Raw genomic sequence first — 26152 nt, 5'->3', positions numbered from 1 at the left:
TACCCCACGGTAGCGGTGCCCCGGCTACGCACACTCCCGTCCGGATAAGGCAGTCTTGTCCCCGTGCCCGAACCCGAAGCCAGCAAGCGTGAAGCCGTACCGCCCGCCGTTCATCCGCACGCCGCGACCCTGAAGCGGCTGGAGAAGTCCTCGGGGTCCCTCGCCGCGCAGGCCATCGCGCGCATGGACGAGTCGCTGCCGTGGTACCGGGCCATGCCCCCGGAGAACCGTTCCTGGATCGGCCTTGTCGCCCAGGCCGGTATCGCCGCCTTCACCGAGTGGTTCCGGCATCCCGACGCCCCGCAGGCCATCTCCACGGACGTGTTCGGGACCGCGCCGCGCGAGCTGACCCGGGCCATCACGCTCCGGCAGACCGTCGAGATGGTGCGCACCACCATCGAGGTCATGGAGAGCGCCATCGACGAGGTGGCGGCTCCCGGTGACGAGAGTGTGCTGCGCGAGGCTCTGCTCGTCTACGCCCGTGAGATCGCCTTCGCCACCGCGCAGGTCTACGCCCAGGCCGCCGAGGCACGCGGTGCCTGGGACGCGCGGCTTGAGTCGCTGGTCGTCAACGCCGTGCTGAGCGGGGAGGCCGACGAGGGGGCCGTGAGCAGGGCGGCCGCCCTCGGGTGGAACGCGCCCGAGCATGTGTGTGTCGTGCTGGGGACGGCTCCCGACGGGGACTCCGAGCTGACGGTGGAGGCGATCCGGCGGGCCGCTCGGCATGCCAAGCTCCAGGTGCTCACCGGTGTGCTCGGGGACCGGCTCGTCGTCATCGCCGGTGGCAGCGACAATCCCATCGGGGTCGCCAAGTCGCTGATCGGGCCTTATGCGGCCGGGCCGGTGGTCGCGGGGCCCGTCGTACCGGATCTGCTCGCCGCGACCCGGTCCGCGCAGGCCGCCGCCGCCGGGCTCAAGGCGTGTTCCGCCTGGCAGGACGCCCCGCGGCCGGTTCTGGCGGACGACCTGCTTCCGGAACGTGCCATCGCCGGGGATCCGAGCGCGCGCGAGCAGTTGGTGGAGGAGATCTACAGACCGCTGGAGGAAGCCGGGTCGGCGCTTCTGGAGACGCTCTCCGTCTATCTCGAACAGGCGAGCAGTCTGGAGGGCGCGGCCCGGATGCTCTTCGTCCATCCCAACACCGTGCGCTACCGGCTTCGACGTGTGACTGACGTCACCGGCTGGTCGCCTTCCGATGTACGTTCGGCGTTCACGCTGCGGATCGCGCTGATCCTGGGGCGTCTGGCCGATGGAGATCTCCCCGCCTAGTCTTTTGTCGGGGGTCCACAAAACCCCCTCGTGTTCTTCGTCCCTGTCCCCACGGGCGGCCGTGGCCGTCCACAAGAGAGAGTGTGAGAGTGCTCGTACTCGTCGCTCCCGGCCAGGGCGCCCAGACGCCCGGCTTCCTGACTCCCTGGCTCGACCTCCCCGGTGCCGCCGACCGCGTCGCCGCCTGGTCGGACGCCATCGGACTGGACCTCGCCCACTACGGCACGCAGGCCGACGCCGACGCCATCCGCGACACCGCGGTGGCCCAGCCGCTGCTGGTCGCGGCCGGAATCCTGTCCGCCGCGGCACTCGGTGACATCACGCCGGGTGCGGTGGCCGGGCACTCCGTCGGCGAGATCACCGCCGCCGCCTTCGCCGGTGTCCTCGACGACACCGCCGCGCTCACCCTCGTACGCAGGCGCGGCCTGGCGATGGCCGAGGCCGCCGCGATCACCGAGACCGGCATGTCGGCGCTGCTCGGCGGCGACCCCGAGGTCTCCGTGGCGCACCTGGAGAAGCTCGGGCTGACCCCGGCGAACGTGAACGGCGCGGGCCAGATCGTCGCCGCGGGCACCCTGGAGCAGCTCGCCGCGCTGAACGAGGACAAGCCCGAGGGCGTCCGCAAGGTGATCCCGCTGAAGGTCGCCGGCGCCTTCCACACGCACCACATGGCCCCCGCGGTCGACGCGCTGGCCGAGGCCGCCAAGGAGCTCGTGCCCGCGGACCCGAAGGTCACGTACGTCTCCAACAAGGACGGGCGGACCGTCGCCGTCGGCGCCGAGATCGTGGAGCGCCTGGTCGGCCAGGTCGCCAACCCGGTCCGCTGGGACCTGTGCATGGAGACCTTCAAGGAGCTCGGCGCGACCGCGATCATCGAGGTGTCCCCCGGCGGCACCCTGGTCGGCCTCGCCAAGCGCGCGCTGCCCGGTGTGCAAACCCTCGCGCTCAAGACCCCCGACGACCTCGACGCGGCCCGCGCGCTCATCGCCGAGCACGCAGCAGCCTGACGCCTAAGGAGCCGTACGAACATGTCGAAGATCAAGCCCAGCAAGGGCGCCCCGTACGCGCGCATCCTCGGCGTGGGCGGCTACCGCCCGACCCGGGTCGTGCCGAACGAGGTGATCCTCGAGACGATCGACTCCTCCGACGAGTGGATCCGTTCGCGCTCCGGCATCGAGACCCGGCACTGGGCGAACGACCAGGAGACCGTCGCCGCCATGTCGATCGAGGCGTCCGGCAAGGCGATCGCCGACGCCGGGATCTCCGCCGAGCAGATCGGCGGCGTGATCGTCTCGACCGTCTCGCACTTCAAGCAGACGCCGGCCGTCGCGACCGAGATCGCCGACAAGCTGGGCACGAACAAGGCCGCCGCGTTCGACATCTCGGCGGGCTGCGCCGGCTTCGGTTACGGCCTCACGCTCGCCAAGGGCATGATCGTCGAGGGTTCCGCGGAGTACGTCCTCGTCATCGGCGTCGAGCGGCTGTCCGACCTGACCGACCTGGAGGACCGGGCGACGGCCTTCCTGTTCGGCGACGGCGCGGGCGCGGTCGTGGTCGGCCCCGCCAAGGAGCCGGCGATCGGCCCGACGGTCTGGGGCTCCGAGGGCGACAAGTCGGAGACCATCAAGCAGACCGTGCCGTGGACCGAGTACGACTCCACGGGCAAGTTCCCTGCGATCACGCAGGAGGGCCAGGCGGTGTTCCGCTGGGCCGTGTTCGAGATGGCGAAGGTCGCCCAGCAGGCGCTGGACGCGGCCGGGATCACCGCGGACGACCTGGATGTCTTCATTCCCCACCAGGCCAACGAGCGGATCATCGACTCGATGGTGAAGACGCTGAAACTGCCGGAGCACGTCACGGTCGCGCGCGACGTACGCACCACCGGCAACACCTCGGCCGCCTCGATTCCGCTCGCGATGGAGCGGCTTCTGGCGACCGGTGAGGCGAAGAGCGGCGACACCGCGCTCGTCATCGGATTCGGGGCGGGTCTCGTCTACGCCGCCACTGTCGTTACCCTCCCCTAGGCACTCCGTGCCGGACCGACCGGTCCGGTGCGGGAAGCACTGCCAACCCTCTGGATAAAAACGAAGGAGCGCCACCATGGCCGCCACTCAGGAAGAGATCGTCGCCGGTCTCGCCGACATCGTGAACGAGATCGCCGGCATCCCGGTTGAGGACGTCCAGCTGGACAAGTCCTTCACCGACGACCTGGACGTCGACTCGCTGTCCATGGTCGAGGTCGTCGTCGCCGCCGAAGAGCGCTTCGACGTCAAGATCCCGGACGAGGACGTCAAGAACCTCAAGACTGTCGGCGACGCGACCGACTACATCCTCAAGCACCAGGCCTGAGTCACCCTCTAGGCCCCGGTTGCCTGGCCCCGCCACCCGGCGGTGGCGCCGCTTCATCCCCGTAATTGGAGAAAGAATTCCCGTGAGCCCGACCAATCGCACCGTGGTCGTCACCGGTATCGGCGCAACCACACCGCTGGGTGGCGACGCAGCCTCTACCTGGGAGGGTCTGATCGCCGGCAGGTCCGGTGTGAAGCCCCTGGAGCAGGAGTGGGCCGCCGAGCAGGCGGTCCGTATCGCCGCGCCGGTCGCCGTGGAGCCCACCGAGGTCATCCCGCGTCCGCAGGCCCGCCGTCTGGACCGCTCGGCGCAGTTCGCGCTGGTCGCGGCCCAGGAGGCATGGAAGGACGCCGGCTTCGAAGGCAAGGCCGGCGAAGACCGGAACATCGACCCCGACCGCCTCGGCGCGGTCATCGCCTCCGGCATCGGTGGCGTGACGACGCTGCTCGACCAGTACGACGTGCTGAAGGAGAAGGGCGTCCGCCGCGTCTCCCCGCACACCGTCCCCATGCTGATGCCGAACGGCCCCTCGGCCAACGTGGGTCTGCTCGTGGGCGCCCGCGCGGGCGTGCACACGCCGGTCTCCGCGTGCGCCTCCGGCGCCGAGGCCATCGGCTACGCCATCGAGATGATCCGCACGGGCCGCGCCGACGTCGTCGTCGCCGGTGGCACCGAGGCGGCCATCCACCCGCTTCCCATCGCCGCGTTCGGCAACATGATGGCGATGTCCAAGAACAACGAGAACCCCGAGGGTGCGTCGCGTCCGTACGACACCGCCCGTGACGGCTTCGTCCTCGGCGAGGGCGCGGGCGTGATCGTCCTGGAGTCCGCCGAGCACGCCGCCAAGCGCGGTGCCCGGGTGTACGCCGAGGCGGTCGGGCAGGGCATCTCCGCCGACAGCCACGACATCGTGCAGCCGGAGCCGGAGGGCCGCGGCATCTCGGCCGCGCTGCAGCACCTGCTGGAGGGCACCGACCTGGACCCGGCGGAGATCGTGCACGTCAACGCGCACGCGACGTCGACGCCGGCCGGTGACATCGCCGAGCTGAAGGCGCTGCGGAAGGTGTTCGGCGACGACGCGGACCACATGGCGGTCTCCGCGACCAAGTCGATGACCGGTCACCTCCTCGGTGGCGCGGGCGGTATCGAGACGGTCGCGACCGTGCTCGCCCTGTACCACCGGGTGGCTCCGCCGACCATCAACGTCGAGAACCTCGACCCGGAGGCGGAGGCCAACGCCGACGTCGTCCGCGGCGAGGCCCGCAAGCTGCCCGTGGAGGGCCGCATCGCCGCGCTGAACGACTCGTTCGGCTTCGGCGGGCACAACGTGGTGCTGGCGTTCCGGACGGTCTGAGAATCGCTCGTACGCAACTGAAGGGCCCCCACCAGCCGGTGGGGGCCGTTCGGCATGTACGGAACTTCAGACGACCTGATGCAGCCAGCGGACCGGCGCGCCCTCGCCCGCGTACCTGAACGGCTCCAACTCGTCGTCCCACGGCTTGCCCAGGAGCTTGGCGATCTCCGCCTCCAGGTCGGTCTCGTCGCGCTGGGAGCGGGTGAGCGCCGCCCTGAGCCTGTCCTCCGGGATCAGGATGTCGCCGTGGATGCCCGTGACCGCGTGGAAGATGCCCAGGTCGGGGGTGCAGCTGTAGCGCTCGCCCTCGGCCGTGGGGCAGGGCTCGGCCGTGACCTCGAAGCGGAGGAGGTGCCAGCCGCGCAGGGCCGACGCCAGTTTGGAGGCCGTACCGACCTCGCCCTTCCAGGAGAACTCGGAGCGCCAGGTGCCGGGCGCGGCCGGCTGCCGGATCCAGTCGAGGTTGACGCGCGTGCCGAGCACTCCGGCGACGGCCCACTCGACGTGCGGGCACAGCGCGCGCGGAGCGGAGTGCACGTACAGAACTCCACGTGTCGTCACCGGGACCTCCGGGCAGAGCAGGACGATCTTGCGAACTGGCGGACGGTGTGGCCGGGCAGCCACGTTGATGGCGAGGCTACCGTGCGGCGGCGCAAGGAGTGTGACGTACCGTCGGTCCCGATGCGCCGAAACGCCCGCCATTCACCCGGCAGGACGCTTGTACGGGTGTGAACCGTTGCACGGTCCGAGGATGGTGTGTGGATCGGGAACCCTCGCGCGTTGTTATGTGGGGGGACGTCTGTGTACGTCCATGTGCGCCGACCGAGGGGATCAGCAGGGGATGCGAAAGCCTGGGGCTTTGCTCGCGAGCGTCGCGGCGGCGGCCGTGCTGGGCGGTGCCGTCGGCTGTGACGCCGTCGGCGGGAACTCCGCCGGGCCGACCGGGGCCAAGGCGCACAGAGCGAAGCCGACGGCACCGGCGTGGGACGCGAGCCCGGCGTCGGTCGCCGCCGTCGGGGACTCCATCACCCGCGGCTTCGACGCGTGCACGGTGCTGTCGGACTGCCCGGAGGTGTCCTGGGCGACCGGCAGCAGCGCGAAGGTCGACTCGCTCGCCGTACGGCTGCTGGGGAAGGCGCGGGCGGCCGAGGCCAGCTGGAACTACGCGGTGACCGGGGCGCGGATGGCCGATCTGCCCGGGCAGATGGCGCAGGCGGTGGTGAGGAAGCCGCAGTTGGTGACGGTGATGGTGGGGGCGAACGACGCGTGTCGGTCCTCCACCTCGGCGATGACCTCGGTGGCCGAGTTCCGTACCGACTTCGAGGACGCGCTCGGCACCCTGCGCGAGAAACTGCCGAAGGCGCAGGTGTACGTGGCGAGCGTGCCGAACCTGAAGCGGCTGTGGTCCGAGGGGCGGACCAACCCGCTGGGCAAGCAGGTCTGGAAGCTCGGGATCTGCCCCTCGATGCTGGGCGACGCGGACGCGCTGGACTCGGCGGCGACCCTGCGCCGGGACACCGTGCAGAAGCGGGTGGAGGCGTACAACGAGGTGCTGAAGGAGGTGTGCGGCAAGGACCGGCGGTGCCGGTTCGACGGGGGCGCGGTGTACGCGTACCGGTTCGGGACGGACCAGTTGAGCCACTGGGACTGGTTCCATCCGAGCATCAACGGTCAGGCGCGGCTCGCGGAGATCGCCTACCACGCCGTCACGGCGAAGGAGTCGTGAGCCGGACAGGCCGGTGACCTAGAGTTCCGCCCATGAGCGAACACTTCGGCACACTTTCCGACGGCACCCAGGTGCACCGCTGGACCCTGGAGCGGGCCGGCGTACGGGTGCGGATCCTGTCGTACGGCGGCATCGTGCAGTCGGTGGAGATCCCGGACCGCGACGGCCGTACCGGGAACGTGGTGCTGGGGTTCGCCGAGCTGGACTCCTACCTCGGCTGCCCGGGGCCGTACTTCGGCGCCCTGATCGGCCGGTACGCCAACCGGATCGCCGGCGCCCGCTTCCCGCTGGACGGGGTGACGTACGCGCTGGAGCCGAACAACGCGCCCAATTCCCTGCACGGGGGCGGGCGCGGCTTCGACAAGCGGGTGTGGGACGTGACGCCGGTGGCGGGCGGGATCCGGCTGTCCCGGGTGAGCCCGCACGGGGAGGAGGGGTTCCCGGGCACGCTGGAGGTCTCGGCGACGTACACGCTCGACGACACCGGCTCGCTGCGGATCGCGTACGAGGCGGTGACCGACGCGCCGACGATCGTGAACCTGACGAACCACTCGTACTGGAACCTGAGCGGTTCCGGAAACGCGGGCGGCCATGAACTGCGGCTCGACGCCTCGCGCTACACCCCGGTGGACGCGGACCTGATCCCGACCGGTGAGCTCGCGGAGGTGGCGGGGACCCGCTTCGACTTCCGGGAGGCGCGGAAGGTCGGGGCGGGGTACGACCACAACTTCGTGCTGACCGGCGGGGTGACGCAGGCCCCGCGCGAGGTGGCCGAGCTGTACGACCCGGCGTCCGGCCGCGTCCTGACCGTGACGACCACCGAGCCCGGCCTCCAGCTGTACACCGCCGACCACCTGCCCGAGCCCTTCGCTCCCGGCGACGGCGTGGCGCTGGAGACCCAGCACTTCCCGGACTCCCCGAACCGCCCGGACTTCCCGACCACGGTGCTGCGGCCGGGCGGCGTGTTCCGTTCGGAGACGGTGTACGGCTTCACGACCCGCTAGCGACACACACGAGCCCCGGCCCAGGGGTCAGGTCCCGGGCCGGGGCTGTTCGTGGGGTTGCTTGTCCCGGATCAGACGTTAATCGTCGCGGTGAGGCGGCGGTCCGTGATCGAGCGGCTGACCTGGATCTCGTACGAACCCTTCACAAACGACCAGGCACGCGCCGTCTCGTCCCAGACCTCGAAGGCGCGCCGGGGCAGTTCGACGACGGCCTCGGCGCTCTCCCCCGGCACGGCCTCCACGCTCGCGAACCCGGCGAGCCACCGCCCCGGCCGCCCGGCATCGGCCTCGATCGGCGCCACATACACCTGCACGACCTCCCGGCCCGCCCGCTGACCGGAGTTGCGCACGCGCACCCGGACCGTGATGCCCTCGACCTCCGCCGACTCGTAGTTCCAGTCGGTGTAGCCGAGGCCGTGACCGAAGGGGTACGAGGGGGTCCGGCCCTCCTTCTCCCAGGCGCGGTAGCCGATGAAGACGTCCTCGCTGTACGGGAGTTGGCCGTCGGCCGGGGTCACCCGGGTCACCGGGGCGTCGGCCAGGGAGCCCCAGGTGGTGGGCAGCCGGCCGCCCGGCTCGTGCGCGCCGGTGAGGACGTCGGCGAGGGCCGCACCGCCCTCCTGGCCGGGGAACCAGCTGAGCAGTACGGCGGCGACCTCGTCGCGCCACGGGAGCTCGACCGGGGAGCCGGAGTTGACGACCACGACCGTGTTCGGGTTGGCGGCGGCGACCGCGCGGACCAGGTCGTCCTGGCGGCCGGGAAGGGCGAGGTCCTTGCGGTCGAAGCCCTCGGACTCGACGCGGTCGGTGGTGGCGACCACGACGACGGCCGTGTCGGCGGCACGGGCGGCCTCGACGGCCTCGGCGATCAGCTCGTCGGCGTCGCGCTGCGGCTCCTGGTGGGCCAGCGCGAAGGCGACGACCTTGAAGGGGATCTCCTCGGGGAGCGCGAAGACGTAGGTGAGGGAGACCTCGACCGGTTCGCCCGCGGTGAGTTCGGCCTGGGCGCGGGGCACCGGGGAGCCGAAGAAGGCCTCGAAGGGGTCGCTGTCGTCGGCGGGGCGCTGGACGTCGTCGTAGTACGTGGTGCCCGCGACCGTGAGGGTGAAGTGGCCGGTGCCCTTGATGCCGAAGGTGTGCGGGCCGGACTCGCGCGGGGTGAAGGTACCGGTCAGCTCGACGGTGTGCAGGCGGTCGTGGGTGACGCCCTCGGGGAGGTCCGAACCCATCCACTGGAGCTGGCCGCCCGGGGCGGAGCCGGTGCCGATGATGCCCCCGCCGGCGTCGCGGCAGACCGCCCTGAGGCTGAACCCCTTGTCGGCGACGGCGAGTTCGGTGTTCGGGTCGGCGCCGACGGCGTAGCTGAGGGTGCCTTCGGGGAGGGCGGCGGTGAGGCCGTCGAGCGGGGAGACGATCCGGGACGGGAAGACGGTGGCGGAGCCGCCGCCGAGGACCCGGGCGTCGCGGGCGGCGGCGCCGATGAGGGCGACGGTGCCGGGCCTGAGGGGCAGAGCGCCGTTCTCGTTGCGCACCAGGACGAAGGCGCGGCGGGCGATCTCGCGGGCCAGGGCCTCGCCGTCGACGGTGGCGGGCGGTTCGGTGACGGCCGGTTCGGCGCCGTCCAGGGCGCCCACGCGGGCGGCGAGCCGCAGGACGTTGCGCACGGCCTCGTCGACGGTGGCCTCCTCGACCCGGCCGTCGCGGACGGCCTGGGCGAGGGCCTCGCCGTACACGGTCTGCGGGCCGGGCATGGCGACGTCGAGCCCGCCCTCGATGGCGCCGGTCGTGGACCGGGCGGCCATCCAGTCGGAGACGTTGTACCCGTCGAAGCCCCACTCGCCGCGCAGCACCTCGTTCACGAGGTACCGGTGCTCGGTCATCGTCGTGCCGTTGACCGTGTTGTAGGCGGTCATGATGCCCCAGGGGTGGGCGTTCTCGACGATGATCTCGAAGGGCCTCAAGTAGAGCTCGCGCAGGGCCCGTTCGCTCACCAGGTTGTCCACGGTGAAGCGGTCGGTCTCGGCGTCGTTGGCGACGAAGTGCTTGACGGTGGTGCCGACGCCGCCTTCCTGCACGCCCGTGACGTACCCGGCGCCGATGTGTCCCGTCAGGTGCGGGTCCTCGCTGTAGGCCTCGAAGTGCCGTCCGCCGAGCGGCGATCGGTGGAGGTTCACAGTCGGGGCGAGCAACACATGGACGCCCTTGCGCCGGGCCTCCTGGGCGAGGAGCGTGCCGGCGCGGCGGGCGAGCCCGGGGTCCCAGGTGGCGGCGAGGGCGGTCGGGGAGGGCAGGGCGATGGAGGGATCGTCGGCGGTCCACCGCACACCCCGGACGCCGATCGGCCCGTCGGACATGACGATCGACCTCAGGCCGATCTCCGGCAGCTCGGGCAGCGACCACATGTCCTGGCCGGCCAGCAGCCGGGTCTTCGCCGCCAGGTCCAGCTTGCCGAGGGCCGCGTCCACGGCGGCCTCGCGGGCCTGATCGGCCTGGTTTCCCGGGGTAGCCGCCATCGCGGTGCCTCCTCGTCGAGTCATGTCGTCCTGGGAGCCATCGTGCACCCGTTACCTGTAACGCGGTAGGTTTCGTTATAGTGCCGTAATATCAGAGGTACGGGGATGCCGTACGGTGACGCCATGAACGCCAGGGTGAGGAGCGAGGAGCGGCGCGCGGAGATAGTCCGGGCGGCGCTGGAAGTGATCGCCGAGCGCGGTTACCGGGGCGCGAGCCTGGCCGCGGTGGCGGAGCGCGTCGGGCTCACCCAGCAGGGGCTGCTGCATTACTTCCCGACCAAGGAGGCGCTGCTGGTCGCGGTGCTGAAGGAACGGGACCAGTGGGACGCGGTGCCGGCCACGCAGTGGCGGATCGACCTGCTGGCGTCCCTGGTCGAGTACAACGCGATGCGCCCCGCGATCATCCAGACCTTCTCGGCGCTGCTGGGCGAGAGCGTGACGGAGGGGCACCCGGCGCGCGGATACTTCACGGACCGCTACCGCCAGGTCCGGGAGAGCATGGCGGCAGTCCTCCGAACCGAGTACGGCGACAGCCTCCCGAACGGCCTCACCCCGGAACGCACGGCCCCCCTCCTGGTCGCGGTGATGGACGGCCTCCAGTACCAGTGGCTGCTGGACCCGGACTCGGTGGACATGCCGGGCGCGTTCCGGGACTTCCTGGCGCTGCTGGGCGAGGAGGCCTGAAGTACCGGGCTACTGATGCCAGAGGACGGCCAGGGCCTTGCTGACCACGACGAACGCGGCGAGCAGGATCGCCCCGGCGAGGTCTCCGGCGGCGTACAGGGCGAGCACGCCGGCCCCGAACCACAGCGCCTCGAATCCGACACGGACGGCACCGCGTGTCTTGTACCGCGCCTTCTGCGAGCCGAACAGCGCCCACAGCACGATCAGCAGGGCGGGGGCGGCCAGGCCGAGCAGCCAGCGCACCGGGGCCGCCGCGTCATAGGTGATACCCCAGATGGCGACGGCCGCGAGGGCGCCCAGTTCGATCAGGAACAGGACACCCAGGTTGACGGCCTTCGCGGTCTTCATGCGCGCAGTATCACCCTGAATCGATCACTCCGGCGCGGGTACGACGGCCACGACCTCGATCTCGATCCGGGCCTCGGGACGGAACAGACGGGAGGCCTCGAAGGTCATGCTCGTGGGCGGGGTGCCCGTTAGGAACTCCCTTCGTACGGCGCCGTATTCCGGGAGTTCGTCGATGTCGGTCAGGTACGTGCGGATGTTGACGACGTCGGCGAGGGTGCCGCCGTGGGCGCGGAGCAACGCGTCCAGTCCGTCGAAGATGCCGCGGGTCTGGTCGGCCACGGTCTCGCCCTCGGCTATCTGGCCGGAGACGAACAACAGGGCGCTGCCGTCGGGGTGTTCGACGCGGGCGACCTGGGAGTAGTAGGGGCTGGCCGGCTGCGGTGCTGCGGGCGGGTTGTTCAGCGTGACCTTCATGGTGGTGACGCTAGGCGGGGCCACGGAATGCGACAAGCGAATGTCTAGCATGGGTGGCATGCCGAAACCGCATCAGTCGGATCGTGAACCGGAGCTGTCCACCGTGTGGTTGCGGGTGTTCCTGGAGGTCGCCCGGCACGGGTCGTTCACCGTGGCCGCGCGGGGGCTCGGGTGGACGCAGTCCGCCGTGTCTCGGCAGGTTGCCGCGCTGGAGGCGGCGCTCGGTGGTGGTGCGCTGTTCGATCGGCTGCCGCGTGGGGTGCGGTTGACCGAGGCCGGGCGGGTGCTCGTGCCGTACGCCGAGACCGTCGCCGAGGCTGTGCACGGCGCCGGGCGCGAGCTGGCCGCGCTGCGTGAAGTCGCGGGCGGGCGGCTGCGGTTCGGGGCGTTCCCCACGGCCGACGCCGCGCTCGTGCCGCACGCCCTCGCCGCCTTCCGCGCCCGCCACCCCCGCGTCCGCCTCTCCCGCGAGGAGGGCCTCACCCCGCGCCTCCTGGACCGCCTGACCGCGGGCCACCTCGACCTCGCCGTCGTCTCCACGACACCCGGCGCGTCCCTGGAGTCGTACGACCTCCACCACCTCCTCGACGAGTCCCTGTACGTCGCCGTCCCAGCCGGGCATCCCCTCGCCCGGTCCGGCCCCGTCCGGCTCGGCCGGCTCGCCGACGCCGACTGGATCTCCGGCAGCCCCCGCCCCGAGGGCACCCTCCTGGACGCCGCCGTGCGCCAGGGCTTCCGCCCGCGCATCGCGCACGTCGTCGGCGAGTGGACCGCCAAGCAGGGTTACGTCGCCGCGGGCCTCGGCGTGGCCCTGGTCCCGGCGCTCGCCGCCGAGTCGGTCCGGCCGGACGTCGTCCTGCTGCCGGTGCTCGACGAGGGCGCCCCGGCGCGGGCGGTGTACGCGGCGTCGGCCCGGGGACGGACGCCGGCCCCGGCGGCCGAGGCCTTCGTGGGGGCGCTGCGGGAGGCGGCCGGGAAGATCCCCGCGCAGTGACCTTTTCGGCCCCGGCCCCGGACCAGCTTCGACCCCGGCCCTGAACCCCACCCATGGCGTAGACCACTTCCGTCACGCGATACTGCGTCCGTCCGCACCACGCTCCCCCACCTCGGCGACGGAAGGACCTGAACTCCCTTGACCTCCATACGTGTTCGGATGCTCGTCCTCGGACTGGCACTGACGGCGGGACTCGCCTCCCCCGCACCGGCGACGGCGGCCCCGTCGGCCGCCCCCTCCCCCACCGTCGAGGAACAGCGGCTCGACAAGGCCGTACCGCAGGAGATCCTCCGCCGGTCCGGGTTCGACGACGTGGCGCCGCGGCTGGAACGGGAGTTGGGAGGCGCCGAGTCGTACGCGCAGGCGCGGCGGATTCTCGTGCACGAAGGGTCCGCGCTGTGGCGGCGGGCCGTGGACCGGGCGCAGGGGCGTGGTCCGGCGGGTGGGGATCTGAGCCGGGACGACGACCGGCCGCTGTACTGGGCGCGGCTCGGGATGACGCGGGAAGTGCGGACCTGGGAGCCGGAGTTCGGGCTGAGTGACGGGCAACGGGCCGCGCTGCTCGACCAGTTGGAGCGGACCTCGCGCGGGCAGACCGACGTCCGGTATCCGCACGGCAAGAAGGGGATCAAGCGGATCCTCGTCACCGGCTTCGACCCCTTCACGCTCGACCGGGACATCCGTATCTCCAACCCGTCCGGGGCCACCGCTCTCGCCCTCGACGGCACGGTGATCCGGACCGCCGAGGGGCCGGCGCGCATCGAGACGGTCGTGTTCCCCGTGCGCTGGCAGGACTTCACTGGGGGCACCTCCCAGGCTTTCGGCACTGGGGGAGGGACGGTGGAGCGGACGCTGCGGCCGTATCTGAAGGACGTGGATCTGTTCACGACCGTGAGCCAGGGGCGGGTCGGGCGGTTCGACGTGGAGCGGACCAACGGAGCCTGGCGGGGCGGGTTCCCGGACAACGACAACATCGGGCGGACCGAGACCATCCCGGTGAGCGACCCGGCCTCGCAGCCGCAGTGGACGACAACCACCCTGCCGTACAAGGAGATCGTGGCCGCGAACACGGGGCGTTTCCCGGTGTACGACCACACCGAGGTGACCGAGATACCGGCGGGCGGTACGACCGCGGTGGTGCGGCCGGACGGGCCGACCGAGGGGTCCACCGCTCGGGCCGGTGGCGGCGGGAACTACCTCTCCAACGAGATCGCCTACCGCGCGACGCTGCTGCGGGACCGGCTCGGGCTGCACGACACGCTGCCGGGCGGGCATGTGCACACGCCGGTGCTGGAGTTCGGGGCCGGGAACACGACGGAGGTCACCGATCCGCAGTTCGTGCAGAACCGGGTGGACATCATCGCCCAGGTGCGGGCCATCATCACGGTGGCTGCGGACGTGACGTTCAGGAAGTGATCGGCTGATCCTCTTCCTCGTCCTCGGTGATCTCCTCGCCCAGCAGGTCGCGGGCCATCAGCGTGGCGCCCGCGACCGCGCCGGGCATCAGGAACACCGCGACGAACGGCACCACGAAGGCGAGGGCCAGCGGGGTGCCGAAGCCCCAGACCAGGGTCTTGCGGGAGCGCAGGAGGGCGAGGCGGGCGCGGAGTTCGACGTCGCGGCGCTGGAGGGCGACGGCGGTGAGTTCCTCGGTGAGGAAGAAGCCGGTGACGAAGAAGCCGAGCACGGGGACGGCCGTCTGGCCGACGAGCGGGAGGAAGCCGCAGGCGAAGAGCAGGATGCCCCAGAGCAGGGCGCGTACGAGGACGCGGAGGCTGTCGCGGGCCGAGATCCACAGCTCGCGCCAGAGCGGGAGGCCGGACTCGGGGGCGGTGCCGTCGGGGGAGACTTCGCGGTCGACCTTCTCGGAGAGGTTCTCGTAGAAGGGCTGGCCGATCAGGAGGGTTACGGCGGTGAAGGTGAGGACGGCGAGGAGGAGGCCGAGGGCGAACAGCACGGCTGTGAGGAAGCCGCGGAAGAGGGCTTGCCAGGGGCTGGACCAGTCGTCTGCGAAGGGGGTGGCCCAGCCGACGAAGTCCTCGCCCCACACCGCCAGTGCTACGAGCGCGGCGATGTACAGGACGAGGGTTATCAGGCCCGGCAGCAGGCCGAAGCCGTACTGCTTGCCGTGGCGGGCTACCCAGCGTTGGCCCTTCAGGAGGTACGTGAAGCCTGCCCCAAGATCGCGCATGGGGAGACTTTACCGGGGAGGGTCCGCACATCCTCATGCCGGGGAAACCGCGACCACGATCCCCTGCTCACCTGCCGGGCTCACCGCCGCCGACACCCGTACCGCCGTTGCCCTCGCGAAGCGGCCCGCTCGGTTGGCTGCCGCCAGTAGCAGGGGCTGGAGTTGTTCCAGGGCCGAGACCACCAGTTCCTCGCCCGCTATCAGTACCGGGCGGGCCGCCTTCGTCGTTGCCGCTGCTGCCTCTGTTAGGTCGGCCAAGGGTGGGAGGGTGGCTCGGATCACGCCTGCTCCGGCTGCCGCCGCGCGTTCCGCGAGGGCCACCTGGAGCGGCATCAAGGGGGCCAGGGCTGCCGTCAACGCGTCTGCTATGCGGCGGAGTTCGGGGGACGAGTCCCGTAGGACGTCCGCCGCGGCCCGGAGGATCGGCGTCACCGCGAGAAGTGCGCCCGCCGCCACGCCCGCCGCGGCCGGGAGAAGTGGGGACGTCGCCTCGACCAGGTCGCCCATCGCGTCCGCGAACTCCTCGACCGCCGGTTCCACCGCGTCCAGCACCGGCAGCAGGCTGTCGCCGAGGGCGGTCAGGAGGGCCTGGGCGGGTTCGCTGACGGGGTGGACGGCGAGCGGGGCGCCGGTCGTGCCGAGGCGGGTGAGGGTGTCGACGATGCGGTAGAAGGCCTCCTGGGCCTGCGGCGACGCGCTCGCCTCGGCCAGCTCCGCGGTGGTCTCGCGCAGCACCCGCAGCACCTCCGCGCCGGAACCGTCCCGCGGGTCGAAGGTGTTGATCGCGATCCTGGTGATGTTCCCGGCCGTGTCCAGGAGTTGGCCGGTGATGTCGGTCGTGTTCCGTGCCATGCGCAGCACGTCGTCCCTGGTCGGGAGCGAAGGGATCGTAGCCATGGGCTCTCCTCGCCTCGCGGGCGTCGCCGGCGGTCCGCCCTCAGCATGCCCCCTTCGGGGCGCCCGGTATGCGCCATCCGGGGTATCCGTGACGCCGACTCCCTCTTGTTGAGGTTGAGTCGAACAGGTACACCTCGCCGTACCGATCTACGGAAGCCCCGGAGGAGGTACGCGTGCGCACCACGAGAACCGTCCTTGCGAGACCCGCACTGATCGCCACCGTCGCCCTGACCGGCTCGTTCCTGCTCACCCCCTACGCCGCCGACGCCCGCCCCAAGCCCCCGGTCCGGGAGGGCTCGGCCGCCGACCACAGGGCGGCCAAGGCCCCGGAGGCGGCGGCGCTACGGGCCCTCGAAACCCCGGTCACCCCCGCGCTCGACGCCACCCGCGGCTATCCGCGCCGGCAGGTCCTCTCCCCCGACCCGGAGAACCCGGCCGACAAGTCGGTCAAGCTCGGCCTCACCCCGTACCACGCCATTGCCCCGAAGCTGAACGCCCTGCAGGCGCTGGGCGACCGGGTGAGCGTCGAGGTCACGGGCCGTTCGGCCGGCGGGCACCGGCTGTATCTCGTCACCGTCACCGCGCCGGAGTCGGCCCGCGAGGCCCAGGCGCAGGAGCGGATGCGCGAGCTGATCGAGAACGCGCCCGCCTCGGCCGCCAAATCACCTGATATCAGGGCGAGTTACAAGGCTCCGGTCTTCTTCAACAACAACATCCACGGCAACGAGTGGGAGGGCACCGACGCCTCCCTCGCGCTCATCTCGCAGCTCGCCACCGCCGAGGACTCCAAGACCAAGGACCTCCTCGCCCACACCCGGCTCTACTTCAACATCACCGCGAACCCGGACGGCCGTATCGCCGGGACCCGCGAGAACGCCAACGGCTTCGATCTGAACCGGGACTTCGTGACCGCCTCGCAGCCCGAGGTGCGGGCGATGCGGCAGATCGCGATCGACAAGCAGCCGGCCGTGATGCTGGACCTGCACGGTTACGTCAACGGCACCCTGATCGAGCCGACGACTCCCCCGCACGGCGAGAACTACGAGTACGACCTCTTCCTCAAGAACACCTACGCCAACGCCCTCGGCATGGAAGCGGCCGTCAACGGGCTCGGATACACGCCCGCCAAGGATGGCGTGGAGCCCGTGCAGATCCCCTTCCGCGACCAGCAGGAGGGCTGGGACGACTGGCCGCCGATCTTCACCCCGCAGTACGCGGCCTTCCACGGCACGGTCGCCGCGCACACCGTGGAGATCCCCCTCGCCGTCAACAACGAGGAGTACGACAGCCTGCCGGTCGCCGAGCTGCGCCGCCGGTCCGCGGTCAACGTGGCCGTCGCCGGTGCCGCGATGCAGGCCACGCTGAACTTCGTGCAGAGCAGGAGGACTTCACTGGTCGCCGACCAGATCGAGGAGTTCCGGCGCGGGGCGGCGGGGGCCGCGCAGGTGCCGGTGAGCGCGGAGACCGTGCCGGGGGTGCCGGGGATCGGGCCCGAGGACGTCTACACGACCGGCTTCCCCCGGGCGTACGTGATTCCGGCCGGCTCCACCGCCGCCGCCCGTCTCGTCGACCACCTCGTCGCCAACGACGTGCGCGTCTCCCGCGCGGCCGGCCCCTTCCGGCTCGGCGGGCGGTCGTACCCGAAGGGCACGTACGTCGTCGACATGCACCAGCCGAAGCGCGGCCTGGCGAATGTCCTGCTCGCGGACGGGCGGGACATCAGCGGCAAGGTCTCGGTGATGTACGACATCTCGGGCTGGAGTCTGGGGCGGTTGTGGGGCGCGACGGTCACGCCCGTCACGTCCGGGAGCCTGACGGGCGTACCTCTGCGGGCCGTTGACGCGGCGACGCCCGTCGGCCGTGTCGCTCCGCGCGGCGATCTGCGGCTGCGGCTGACCGACCCGCAGGAGTTCGCGGCCCTCAACTCCCTTCTTCAGCAAGGCGTTCCGGTACGACGGGCAGCCGACGGCAGTGCGGTCGTACCGGCGGCGGCGCGTGCGAAGGCCGCGGTGGCGGCGAAGGCGTACGACGTCGTCCTCGACGGGGTGACGGCCGCCGGGACAACTCCCTTCCCCCGTCTCCGTGTTGCCGCCGCCGTCACGCCCGGTGAGCTGTTCGCGCTGCGGGAGATGGGGTTCGACGTCACGCCGGTGTCGACGGACGTGCTGAACGCCGGTTTCGACTGGTCGTCGGCCGATGTGCTGTTCGTGTCGGCGGGGCTGGAGTACGGCGGGCTGAACGACCGCGCCCGTACCGGTCTGGACGCCTTCCTGGCCGGCGGTCACGGCTTCGTCGGGCGAGGGAGCGTGGGGGCGGACCTCAGCTCTGCGGCCGGGCTGCTGGCGGTGAAGGCGGTCGAGGGGAACGGGGACGCCAACGGCGTTGTGAGGTTGGTGAATTCCGGGCCGGTGACCGCGGGCGCTCCCGAGTACGGGTTCGTGTACGCACCGGTGTGGTTCACGGACCTGGGGCCCGGAGTGCGGGTGGAGCAGTCGTACGCGGCGAGCGGGCTGCTGCTCTCCGGGCACTGGAGGCCGCTGGCCGACGGTTCCGGCGGTCCCGCGGCGGCGGCCGGGCAGGCCTCGGTCGTCAGCGCCCCGCATGCCGTGCTGTTCGGCACCGAACCCCTCTTCCGGGACCATCCGAAGGGGGAACTCGCGCAGGTCGGACGGGCGTTGATCACAATGGCCGGGAACAGCGGTTCAGGTGAGGAGAGCGGATGACTCAGGAGATCCACGGCACCGTCGCCGACGGCTACGAGGCGGTGCGCGAGGAGTTCGCCGCGTTCGTGGCGGGGGAACTGCCGGACTACGAGGGCCAGTTGTGCGCGTACCACCACGGCCGCAGAGTCGTCGATCTGTGGGCCGGGGAGGGGGTCGGACCGGACTCCCTCTACGGCGTGTTCTCGTCGACCAAGGGCGCCGCCCATCTGGTGGTCGCGCTCCTCGTCCAGGACGGCACGCTGGAGCTGGACCGCAAAGTGACGTACTACTGGCCGGAGTTCGGGGCCGAGGGCAAGGGGCAGCTGACCCTGCGCGAGCTGATCTCGCACCGGGCGGGGGTGGTCGGTCTGGACGCGGGCTTCACCGCGGACGAACTGGCCGACGACCGCGCCATCGCCGAACGGCTCGCGGACCAGAAGCCGTTCTGGCGGCCCGGCACGGCCTACGGCTACCACGCGTTCGTCATCGGCGCGCTCACCGGCGAGGTGGTGCGGCGGGCCACCGGGCGCACGCTCCAGGAGGTGTACGAGGAGCGGGTGCGGGCGCCGTACGGGCTGGACTTCTACCTGGGGCTGCCCGCGGCGCTCGAGCCGCGCTTCCGGTCGGTGCAGCCGATGGCTCCGACGCCGGTTCAGCAGGCGGAGCTGGACGCGATTCCGAGGGGGCCGCACTCGCTGGCCTCGATCGCGTTCAACGCGCATGTGACCGAGCCGACGGAGCTGGTGAACCACCCCAACTCCCGTACCGTGCGCGCCAAGGGGCCGGCGTCGGCGGGCGGGGTGGCCGCGGCGCGCGGGCTCGCCGGGATGTACGCGGCGGCGATCAGTGAGATGGCCGAGCGGCCGCCGCTGCTGAAGCCGGACACGGTGGCCGAGGTCGGCCAGATCCACTCCACCGGGTACGACCTGGTGGCCCGGGTCCACAAGTCCTTCGGGCTGGGCTTCCAGGCGGTCGCCGACTACGTGTACCCGTACCTGGGCGCGGGTGCCTTCGGCCACTCCGGCGCGGGCGGCTCCCAGGCCTTCGCCGACCCCCGCAGCGGGCTCGCCTACGGCTACACGCGCCGCCGTTACGCCTACCCGGGCGGGGCGGCGCCGGAGAACGACCGGTTGGTGAGGGCCGTGCACACGGCGGCGCTGGCCGGTTGACGAACGGGGTGAGGCCGCACCCCACGTCCTAGGGTGCGGCCCCTGCCGTACGCAACGACCGGTGTCACACCAGCGTCACGGTGATGTTCCCCCGCGTCGCCTTCGAGTACGGGCAGACCTCGTGGGCCTTCTCCAGCAGCGCCCTCGCGGTCTCCGTGTCGACGTTCGGGAGCGTCGCCGAGATCTCGACGATGAGGCCGAAGCCGTCGTCGTTGCGGCCGATGCCGACCTTCGCGGTGACCGTGGAGCCGGCGATGTCGGCCTTCTCCTGGCGGGCGACGACGCCCAGCGCGCCCTGGAAGCAGGCGCTGTACCCGGCGGCGAACAGCTGCTCGGGGTTGGTGCCCTCGCCGCTGCCGCCCATCTCCTTGGGCGGGTTCACGACGACGTCGAGCCGGCCGTCCTCGGTGGCGACCCGGCCGTCACGGCCGTTCTCCGCGGTGGCGACGGCGGTGTAGAGGACGTCGGTCTGCTGGATGGACATGCGGTGTCTTCCTCCTCGGCCCGCCGCGACTCGCGCCCACGATCGACGACGGTTTCGGAAAGAAGTTACCGCATGCCGGAAACAGCAGGGAAGAGGCCTCTCGGCCTCGGAAGACCTACAGCTTGACGATCATCTTCCCGGTGTTGTCGCCGCGCAGAACTCCGAGGAACGCCTCCAGGTTGTTCTCGATGCCCTCGACGACCGTCTCGCGGTACTTCAGCTGCCCGGACGCCACCCACGGGCCGACCTCGGAGACGAACTGCTGCTGCAGGTCGTAGTGGTCGCCGACCAGGAAGCCCTCGATGCGGCCGCGGGTCTGGATGAGGCGGGCGAGGTTGCGCGGGCCGGGGGCCGGCTCGGTGTTGTTGTAGACCGAGATCATGCCGCAGACCGCGATCCGGCCGCCCTGGTTGAGGGAGCCGATGGCCGCCTCCAGGTGGTCGCCGCCGACGTTGTCGAAGTACACGTCGACACCGTCCGGCGCGGCCTCGCGCAGCTGCCGGCTCACCGGGCCGTTCTTGTAGTTGAACGCCGCGTCGAAGCCGTACTCCTCGACGAGCAGCTTGACCTTCTCGTCGGAGCCGGCCGAGCCGATGACGCGGGAGGCGCCCTTCAGCTTGGCGATCTGGCCGACCTGGCTGCCCACGGCACCCGCGGCGCCGGACACGAAGACCGAGTCGCCCTCCTTGAAGGAGGCGGTGCGCAGCAGGCCGGCGTAGGCGGTGAGGCCGGTCATGCCGAGAACGCCGAGGTACGTCGACAGGGGCGCGGCCTCGGGGTCGACCTTGACGGCCTGCTTGGCGTCGACGGTGGCGTACTCGCGCCAGCCGCCGAAGTGCAGGACGTGGTCGCCGGCCGCGATGCCCTCGGCATTGGACTCGACGACCTCGCCGACCGCCCCGCCCTGCATGACCTTGCCGAGCTCGAAGGGGGCGACGTACGACTTGGCGGCACTCATGCGGCCGCGCATGTACGGGTCGACGGAGAGGTACTTGTTCCGCACGAGGACCTGCCCGTCACCGGGCTGCCGGACCTCCGCCTCGACCAGGGCGAAGTCCTCGGGCTTCGGCCAGCCCTCGGGGCGGCTGAGCAGGTGCCATTCGCGGTTGATCATGAGACGTGCCTTTCCTGGCGTGGGGAAAATACTTCAGTACCTGAAACAACCATGCTCCTGAATATTTCAGGTTGTCAAGTAAAGGGGTACCCTGGAGCCATGCCCACCTCACAGTTCAGCCCAGCGAAGACCCGCCGTCCCGACGCCCTGACCATGGAGGTCGTCGAGCTGATCGGCGACGTCGTGGCCCGGTTCTACGCGGACTACGAGGAGGCCGCGGGCGAGCACGCGCTGACCGGCGCGCAGGCACGGCTGCTCAGTCTCCTGTCCCTCGAACCGCTTCCCATGCGGAAGCTGGCGCAGAAGCTGAAGTGCGAGCCGTCGAACGTCACGGGGATCGTGGACCGGCTGGAGTCCCGCGGACTGGTCGAGCGCCGCCCCGACCCGGCGGACCGGCGCGTGAAGCTCGCGGCGGCGACGGGCGAGGGTCTCCGGGTCGCCCGCGAGCTGCGGGACGGCCTGCGCTTCGCGCGCGAGCCGCTGGCCGGACTCTCGGACGAGGAGCGGCTGTCTTTGCGGGATTTGCTGCGGCGGATGCTGGATTCCTGAGCGGACGCTGATTTCCTGAGGCCGGTCACCCGGCGGGCGAGCCCTGCCGGCTCAGGTGCACCACCACAGGAACCGCGTGCACGACGGCGACGGGTCCGGGCTCGGGGCGGATGTCGTCGGTGCCGAGGTCGCGGTGGGCGACTGGGCCGGGGTCGTGTCCGACGGGGACGTCGTCGAGGTGCCCGGGTTGGCGCCCGTCGTGGCCGACTGGGTGTCCTTGGACGGCTTGTCCTCGTCCTTGGTGTCCTTGGACTCCGAGGCCGACGGGGACACGGAGGCGCTCGCCGACGGGGAGCTGCTCGCGTCGCCGCCCTTCTTGCCGTCGGCCGGCTTGGCCGTGCGGCCCGCCTCCGCCGAGGCCCCGCCGTCCGCCGAGTCGTCACCGGTCGCGGCCGGCTTGGAGCTGGTGAAGGGGGCGTCGACGCCCAGTTCCGCGAGGCTGAGGCCGGCGGCCGCGAGCAGGGCCGCCGTACTGATCAGCAGGGTCCGGCGACGGCGCCTGCGGTGGGCCGCGGCTTTGCGGTCGCGTCGGCTGGTGCCGACGGCGGGCTCGTCGTCCGGATCGACGTCGTCGGGGTCGGCCGGGCCGTCGTGGATGAGGACGTCCGTGTCGGCGCCGCGCCGCTCCGGCGGGCCGGCGGACCGCCCGCGGGCTTTCCGGCGCGCCGCACGGCCGCCGCCCGCCGGTGTCACGAAGGCTTCGGCGGCGCCGGGGTCCGCCCCGACAGCGGCCTGCTGGAGCTCCGGCCGCGCTTCATGACGCGCCTGCGCGGGCACCCGCGGGGGTGCCTGTTGGGCGCGTATCTCTTCGGCAGAGGTACCGCACCCCGGGCAGGCGAGGGCGCCGTTGAGGTGCCGTCGGCACGGGAGGCAGTAGTCCATGACGCGGGAAGAGTAAGTTCCGCACAGGGACTGTTCATAGCCACAGCTGTGAAAGTTGTGTGGGGAACTGCCCGTTCCGGTGCGGCGAGTTGAGGACATCTGCGAAACCCCAGCCGAAAACCGTACCGAAAGCAGTGTCGAAACCGTTATGCGTTCGACCCATTGACACTCCTACCGCCCCGTCCTTACTGTCACGCCAGCATTTCGAACGTGTGACGAAATCTCGAACAGCTGAGGGGCAATCTCCGTGCGCATCACCGGAATCAGCACACACGTGGTCGGGACGCCGTGGCGCAACCTGACGTACGTCCAGGTGCACACCGACGAAGGGATCACGGGAGTCGGCGAGACCCGGATGCTGGGCCACACCGACGCGCTGATCGGCTATCTGCGGGAGGCCGAGGCCAACCACATTCTGGGCTCCGACCCGTTCGCCGTGGAAGACCTCGTGCGTCGGATGAAGTACGGCGACTACGGCCGGGCCGGCGAGATCGTGATGTCCGGCATCGCGGTGATCGAGATGGCCTGCTGGGACATCAAGGGCAAGGCCCTGGGCGTGCCGGTGTGGCAGCTGCTCGGCGGCAAGGTCACCGACAAGGTCAAGGCGTACGCCAACGGCTGGTACACCACGGAGCGGACTCCGGAGGCGTACCACAAGGCCGCCCAGGGGGTCATGGAGCGCGGGTACAAGGCGCTGAAGATCGACCCCTTCGGGACCGGCCACTTCGAGCTCGACCACGAGCAGACCCTCTACGCCGTCTCCCTCATCGAGGCCGTGCGCGACGCCATCGGGCCGGACGCCGAGCTGATGCTGGAGATGCACGGCCGCTTCTCCCCCGCCACCGCGGTCCGGCTCGCGAACGAGCTCGCACCCTTCAAGCCCGCGTGGCTGGAGGAGCCCTGCCCGCCGGAGAACCTGAAGGCGCTGGAGAAGGTCGCCGCCAAGGTCGACATCCCGGTGGCCACCGGTGAGCGGATCCACGACCGCATCGAGTTCCGCGAGCTCTTCGAGAGCCAGGCCGTCGACGTCATCCAGCCGGACGTCGGCCACATCGGCGGCATCTGGGAGACGCGCAAGCTCGCCGCGACCGCCGAGACCCACTACGTACTCGTCGCCCCGCACAACGTGGGCGGCTCCGTGCTCACCGCCGCCTCCCTCCAGGTCGGCTTCACCTCCCCCAACTTCAAGATCCTGGAGCACTTCAACGACTTCGCGGACGCGGAGATCAAGAAGGTCGTCAAGGGCGCGCCGGAGGTCGTGGACGGGTACTTCCACCTGACCGACCGGCCGGGTCTCGGCGTCGAGTTCGACGCGGACGCCGCCGCCGAGTTCCCGCAGCAGCAGGCCCGGTTCGACCTGTGGGCCGAGGGCTGGGAGCAGCGCAAGCCGAAGGGCACGAAGTGACCTCCCAAGTCGTCATCGAGGCACCGGGCGAGCACCGGGTCACCTCGCACGAACCGCGCCGGCCGGAGGCCGGGGAGGCGCTGGTGCGCGTCCACGCGGTCGGCATCTGCGGCAGCGACCGCGAGGTGTACCAGGGCAACCGGCCCGAGGGGTACGTCCGTTACCCCCTCACCCCCGGCCACGAGTGGTCCGGGACGGTCGAGGCGGTCGGTGCCGGGGTCCCCGCGAGCCTGGTCGGCCGCAAGGTCGTCGGTGAGGGCTTCCGCAACTGCCAGGTGTGCGACCGCTGCCACGCGGGCGAGACCACGCTGTGCAGCGCGGGCTACGAGGAGACCGGGTTCACCCAGCCGGGCGCGATGGCCACCACGCTCACGCTGCCCGCGCGGCTGCTGCACGCCCTGCCCGAGGACGCCGATCTCACGGCCGCCGCCCTGCTGGAGCCGGCCGCGTGCATCGCGGCCGCCGCGATCAAGGCAAACGCCTTGCCGGGTGAGCGAGTTGCGGTCGTCGGCACGGGCACGCTGGGGATGTTCGCCGTTCAGTTCCTGAAGGCGGGCTCGCCGGCCGAGCTGCTCGTGGTGGGGACGCGACCCGACCGCGCGGAGCTTTCGAAAACTTTCGGCGCCACCGACTTCCGTACCAAGGACCAGGAGCTCCCCGACGACTTCGACGTCGTCATCGAGACCGCCGGGTCCGCGTCCGCCGCGCGTACCGCCGCCTCGCTGCTCCGGCGCGGCGGACGGCTGGTCCTGACCGGGATCCCGGCGCCGGGTGCCGAGGGTCTCGACCCGACGGACCTGGTCGTACGGCAGCTGGAGGTGCACACCGTCTTCGGTGCGCCGCCGGACGCCTGGGCGCACACGGTGCGGGTGTTCGGCGCCGGACTGCTCGACCCGCTGCCGCTGGTCACCCACGAGCTGCCGCTGGACGAGTTCCCGCACGCCATCGAGCTGGTCGGATCCGGTGATCCAAAGGTGGGCAAGGTGCTGCTCCGCCCCTAAGACGTACGCCGGTACGGGGGCGACCTGACGGCCCCCGTACCGGCGTACACCCAGAGCCTTCTCATACCCCGAGCCGCGAACCTTGTCCGAAATACCGAACACGAAGGACAGCTTGTGACGACCGACGCTTCCGTTACGGCGGCCCGCCGACCCGGCGAGCAGGCGCTCGCCGCCCTCGGCCTGGGCGCGCCCGCCCTCGACCCCGCCGACGCCTCCCCGCACACCTTCCCCGGCGGGGGCAAGTGGCGCACCGAGATCCCCTCGTGCGAGGGTCCCGAAGCGCTGGCCGTCGTCCTCAAGGAGTCCTCGCGCCTGGACGTGCCGATCCACCGGATCAGCCAGGGCAGCGGCGTGTGGATGCTGAGCGACTCCGAGATCACCGAGATGGTCGAGGCGACCGGCGAACGGGACATCGAGCTCTGCCTGTTCACCGGCCCGCGCGGCACCTGGGACATCGGTGGCTCGGTGCGCTCCGACTCGCGGGGGGCCGGACTGCGCGCACGGGGCCACGACGCCGTCGCCGGCTGTGTCGAAGACGCCGTGCGGGCAACGGAGTTGGGCGTCAAGTGCCTGCTCGTCGCGGACGAGGGCGTGCTGTGGACGCTGCACCGGGCGCGGCAGAGCGGGATCGTCCCGGCCGACACCACGCTGAAGGTGTCGGCGCTCATCGGGCCGGTGAACCCGGCCAGTTACGCGGTGTACGAGCGGCTCGGCGCCGACTCGCTCAACGTGCCCAGCGACCTGACGCTGGATCACCTCACCGAGATCCGGCGGGTCTCCGCCGCCCCCATGGACATGTACATCGAGGCCCCCGACGACCTCGGCGGCTACATCCGGATGTACGAGGTCGCCGAGCTCATCCGGCGCGGCGCACCGCTCTACCTGAAGTTCGGTCTGTCCAGGGCTCCCGGCATCTACCCGTGGGGCACCCACCTGCGGGACGTGACCCTGGACACCGCCCGGGAGCGGGTGCGGCGCGGCCGTCTCGCTCTCGACCTGCTCGCCCGGCACGGTGCGGACGGCGACATGGCGCCGCTCGGCTCCCGGTTGCCCGGAACGCTCAACCGCTTTCCCACCGAGGCCTGAACCACCTCTCCACCTCT

General features: G+C 71.3%; 25 protein-coding genes. 16 read left to right on the top strand and 9 right to left on the bottom strand.

Translation table 11 applies throughout. The features are described from left to right. The first annotated feature begins 63 nt into the window (after positions 1-63). The 5 genes from ABZ848_RS01085 to ABZ848_RS01065 all read left to right on the top strand — a co-directional run bounded on the left by ABZ848_RS01085 (position 64) and on the right by ABZ848_RS01065 (position 4972). The gene (locus ABZ848_RS01085) at positions 64-1269 is read left to right on the top strand and encodes a helix-turn-helix domain-containing protein (RefSeq protein WP_360823209.1); all 1206 of its coding nucleotides are present in this window, start codon (positions 64-66) and stop codon (positions 1267-1269) included. Positions 1270-1358: 89 nt separating this feature from the next. Further along, entirely contained in the window at positions 1359-2276 is a 918-nt protein-coding gene (locus ABZ848_RS01080) for an ACP S-malonyltransferase (protein WP_360823206.1), read from the top strand. 21 nt (positions 2277-2297) lie between these two features. Continuing rightward, entirely contained in the window at positions 2298-3293 is a 996-nt protein-coding gene (locus tag ABZ848_RS01075) for a ketoacyl-ACP synthase III (protein ID WP_360823203.1), read from the top strand. Between the two features lie 76 nt (positions 3294-3369). Continuing rightward, positions 3370-3618, top strand: coding sequence for an acyl carrier protein (locus ABZ848_RS01070; protein WP_015660680.1), 249 nt, complete (start codon positions 3370-3372; stop codon positions 3616-3618). A gap of 82 nt (positions 3619-3700) precedes the next feature. Continuing rightward, positions 3701-4972, top strand: a complete 1272-nt coding sequence (locus ABZ848_RS01065) for a beta-ketoacyl-[acyl-carrier-protein] synthase family protein (RefSeq protein WP_360823200.1) — start codon at positions 3701-3703, stop codon at positions 4970-4972. 66 nt (positions 4973-5038) lie between these two features. Here ABZ848_RS01065 and ABZ848_RS01060 read toward each other — a convergent pair whose 3' ends face one another. Beyond that, positions 5039-5533 (bottom strand): DUF3145 domain-containing protein, encoded by a 495-nt coding sequence (locus ABZ848_RS01060; RefSeq protein WP_360823197.1) that lies wholly within the window; start codon positions 5531-5533, stop codon positions 5039-5041. Positions 5534-5813: 280 nt separating this feature from the next. Here ABZ848_RS01060 and ABZ848_RS01055 point away from each other — a divergent pair, with 280 nt between their 5' ends. After that, a complete protein-coding gene (locus tag ABZ848_RS01055) occupies positions 5814-6698 on the top strand; it encodes an SGNH/GDSL hydrolase family protein (RefSeq protein WP_360823195.1) in 885 nt (294 codons plus the stop codon). Positions 6699-6730: 32 nt separating this feature from the next. Next, positions 6731-7702 carry an aldose epimerase family protein gene (locus ABZ848_RS01050; protein ID WP_360823192.1) on the top strand — a complete coding sequence of 324 codons (972 nt, stop codon included), beginning with the start codon at positions 6731-6733 and terminating at the stop codon, positions 7700-7702. A 71-nt stretch (positions 7703-7773) separates the two neighbouring features. Here ABZ848_RS01050 and ABZ848_RS01045 read toward each other — a convergent pair whose 3' ends face one another. Continuing rightward, positions 7774-10215, bottom strand: a complete 2442-nt coding sequence (locus tag ABZ848_RS01045) for a glycoside hydrolase family 3 C-terminal domain-containing protein (RefSeq protein WP_360823189.1) — start codon at positions 10213-10215, stop codon at positions 7774-7776. A 105-nt stretch (positions 10216-10320) separates the two neighbouring features. On the opposite strand from ABZ848_RS01045, the gene ABZ848_RS01040 reads away from it, so the two are divergent. Further along, positions 10321-10899, top strand: a complete 579-nt coding sequence (locus tag ABZ848_RS01040) for a TetR/AcrR family transcriptional regulator (RefSeq protein ID WP_360823187.1) — start codon at positions 10321-10323, stop codon at positions 10897-10899. A gap of 9 nt (positions 10900-10908) precedes the next feature. Here ABZ848_RS01040 and ABZ848_RS01035 read toward each other — a convergent pair whose 3' ends face one another. After that, on the bottom strand, positions 10909-11247 hold the full coding sequence (locus ABZ848_RS01035) for a YrdB family protein (protein WP_360823184.1): 339 nt from the start codon (positions 11245-11247) through the stop codon (positions 10909-10911). 24 nt (positions 11248-11271) lie between these two features. After that, complete coding sequence (locus ABZ848_RS01030; protein WP_360823181.1) at positions 11272-11661, bottom strand: RidA family protein; 390 nt, start codon at positions 11659-11661, stop codon at positions 11272-11274. 58 nt (positions 11662-11719) lie between these two features. On the opposite strand from ABZ848_RS01030, the gene ABZ848_RS01025 reads away from it, so the two are divergent. Beyond that, a complete protein-coding gene (locus tag ABZ848_RS01025) occupies positions 11720-12655 on the top strand; it encodes a LysR family transcriptional regulator (protein ID WP_360823178.1) in 936 nt (311 codons plus the stop codon). Positions 12656-12793: 138 nt separating this feature from the next. Beyond that, entirely contained in the window at positions 12794-14071 is a 1278-nt protein-coding gene (locus tag ABZ848_RS01020; protein ID WP_360823175.1) for a pyroglutamyl peptidase, read from the top strand. Here ABZ848_RS01020 and ABZ848_RS01015 read toward each other — a convergent pair. Together ABZ848_RS01015 and ABZ848_RS01010 are read right to left on the bottom strand one after the other, a co-directional pair. Continuing rightward, a complete protein-coding gene (locus ABZ848_RS01015; RefSeq protein ID WP_360823172.1) occupies positions 14061-14846 on the bottom strand; it encodes an EI24 domain-containing protein in 786 nt (261 codons plus the stop codon). The genes ABZ848_RS01020 and ABZ848_RS01015 overlap by 11 nt on opposite strands. Positions 14847-14879: 33 nt before the next feature. Next, the gene (locus ABZ848_RS01010; protein ID WP_360823169.1) at positions 14880-15743 is read right to left on the bottom strand and encodes a hypothetical protein; all 864 of its coding nucleotides are present in this window, start codon (positions 15741-15743) and stop codon (positions 14880-14882) included. Between the two features lie 173 nt (positions 15744-15916). On the opposite strand from ABZ848_RS01010, the gene ABZ848_RS01005 reads away from it, so the two are divergent. Continuing rightward, positions 15917-18466 (top strand): M14 family zinc carboxypeptidase, encoded by a 2550-nt coding sequence (locus ABZ848_RS01005; RefSeq protein WP_360823166.1) that lies wholly within the window; start codon positions 15917-15919, stop codon positions 18464-18466. Then, positions 18463-19614, top strand: coding sequence for a serine hydrolase domain-containing protein (locus tag ABZ848_RS01000; RefSeq protein ID WP_360823163.1), 1152 nt, complete (start codon positions 18463-18465; stop codon positions 19612-19614). Before ABZ848_RS01005 ends, ABZ848_RS01000 begins: the two co-directional genes overlap by 4 nt. Positions 19615-19678: 64 nt before the next feature. Here ABZ848_RS01000 and ABZ848_RS00995 read toward each other — a convergent pair whose 3' ends face one another. Continuing rightward, positions 19679-20098 (bottom strand): organic hydroperoxide resistance protein, encoded by a 420-nt coding sequence (locus ABZ848_RS00995; protein ID WP_360823160.1) that lies wholly within the window; start codon positions 20096-20098, stop codon positions 19679-19681. Between the two features lie 115 nt (positions 20099-20213). After that, positions 20214-21212, bottom strand: coding sequence for an NADP-dependent oxidoreductase (locus ABZ848_RS00990; protein ID WP_360823157.1), 999 nt, complete (start codon positions 21210-21212; stop codon positions 20214-20216). A gap of 99 nt (positions 21213-21311) precedes the next feature. On the opposite strand from ABZ848_RS00990, the gene ABZ848_RS00985 reads away from it, so the two are divergent. Then, positions 21312-21761: a MarR family transcriptional regulator gene (locus ABZ848_RS00985; protein ID WP_360823155.1), complete on the top strand. Its 450-nt coding sequence runs from the start codon at positions 21312-21314 to the stop codon at positions 21759-21761. Between the two features lie 51 nt (positions 21762-21812). Here ABZ848_RS00985 and ABZ848_RS00980 read toward each other — a convergent pair whose 3' ends face one another. After that, positions 21813-22643, bottom strand: a complete 831-nt coding sequence (locus ABZ848_RS00980; protein ID WP_360823152.1) for a hypothetical protein — start codon at positions 22641-22643, stop codon at positions 21813-21815. Between the two features lie 247 nt (positions 22644-22890). Here ABZ848_RS00980 and ABZ848_RS00975 point away from each other — a divergent pair, with 247 nt between their 5' ends. The 3 genes from ABZ848_RS00975 to ABZ848_RS00965 all read left to right on the top strand — a co-directional run bounded on the left by ABZ848_RS00975 (position 22891) and on the right by ABZ848_RS00965 (position 26135). Further along, positions 22891-24048, top strand: a complete 1158-nt coding sequence (locus ABZ848_RS00975; RefSeq protein ID WP_360823149.1) for a mandelate racemase/muconate lactonizing enzyme family protein — start codon at positions 22891-22893, stop codon at positions 24046-24048. After that, positions 24045-25049 (top strand): alcohol dehydrogenase catalytic domain-containing protein, encoded by a 1005-nt coding sequence (locus ABZ848_RS00970; RefSeq protein WP_360823146.1) that lies wholly within the window; start codon positions 24045-24047, stop codon positions 25047-25049. Before ABZ848_RS00975 ends, ABZ848_RS00970 begins: the two co-directional genes overlap by 4 nt. Before the next feature lie 114 nt (positions 25050-25163). Beyond that, on the top strand, positions 25164-26135 hold the full coding sequence (locus ABZ848_RS00965) for a hypothetical protein (RefSeq protein WP_360823143.1): 972 nt from the start codon (positions 25164-25166) through the stop codon (positions 26133-26135). Positions 26136-26152 lie beyond the last annotated feature (17 nt).

This window comes from Streptomyces sp. NPDC047081, from assembly GCF_040643775.1.
Classification (GTDB): domain Bacteria; phylum Actinomycetota; class Actinomycetes; order Streptomycetales; family Streptomycetaceae; genus Streptomyces.
Note: the sequence above shows the minus strand (reverse complement) of the source record. Positions and strands in the feature narration are given on the sequence as shown.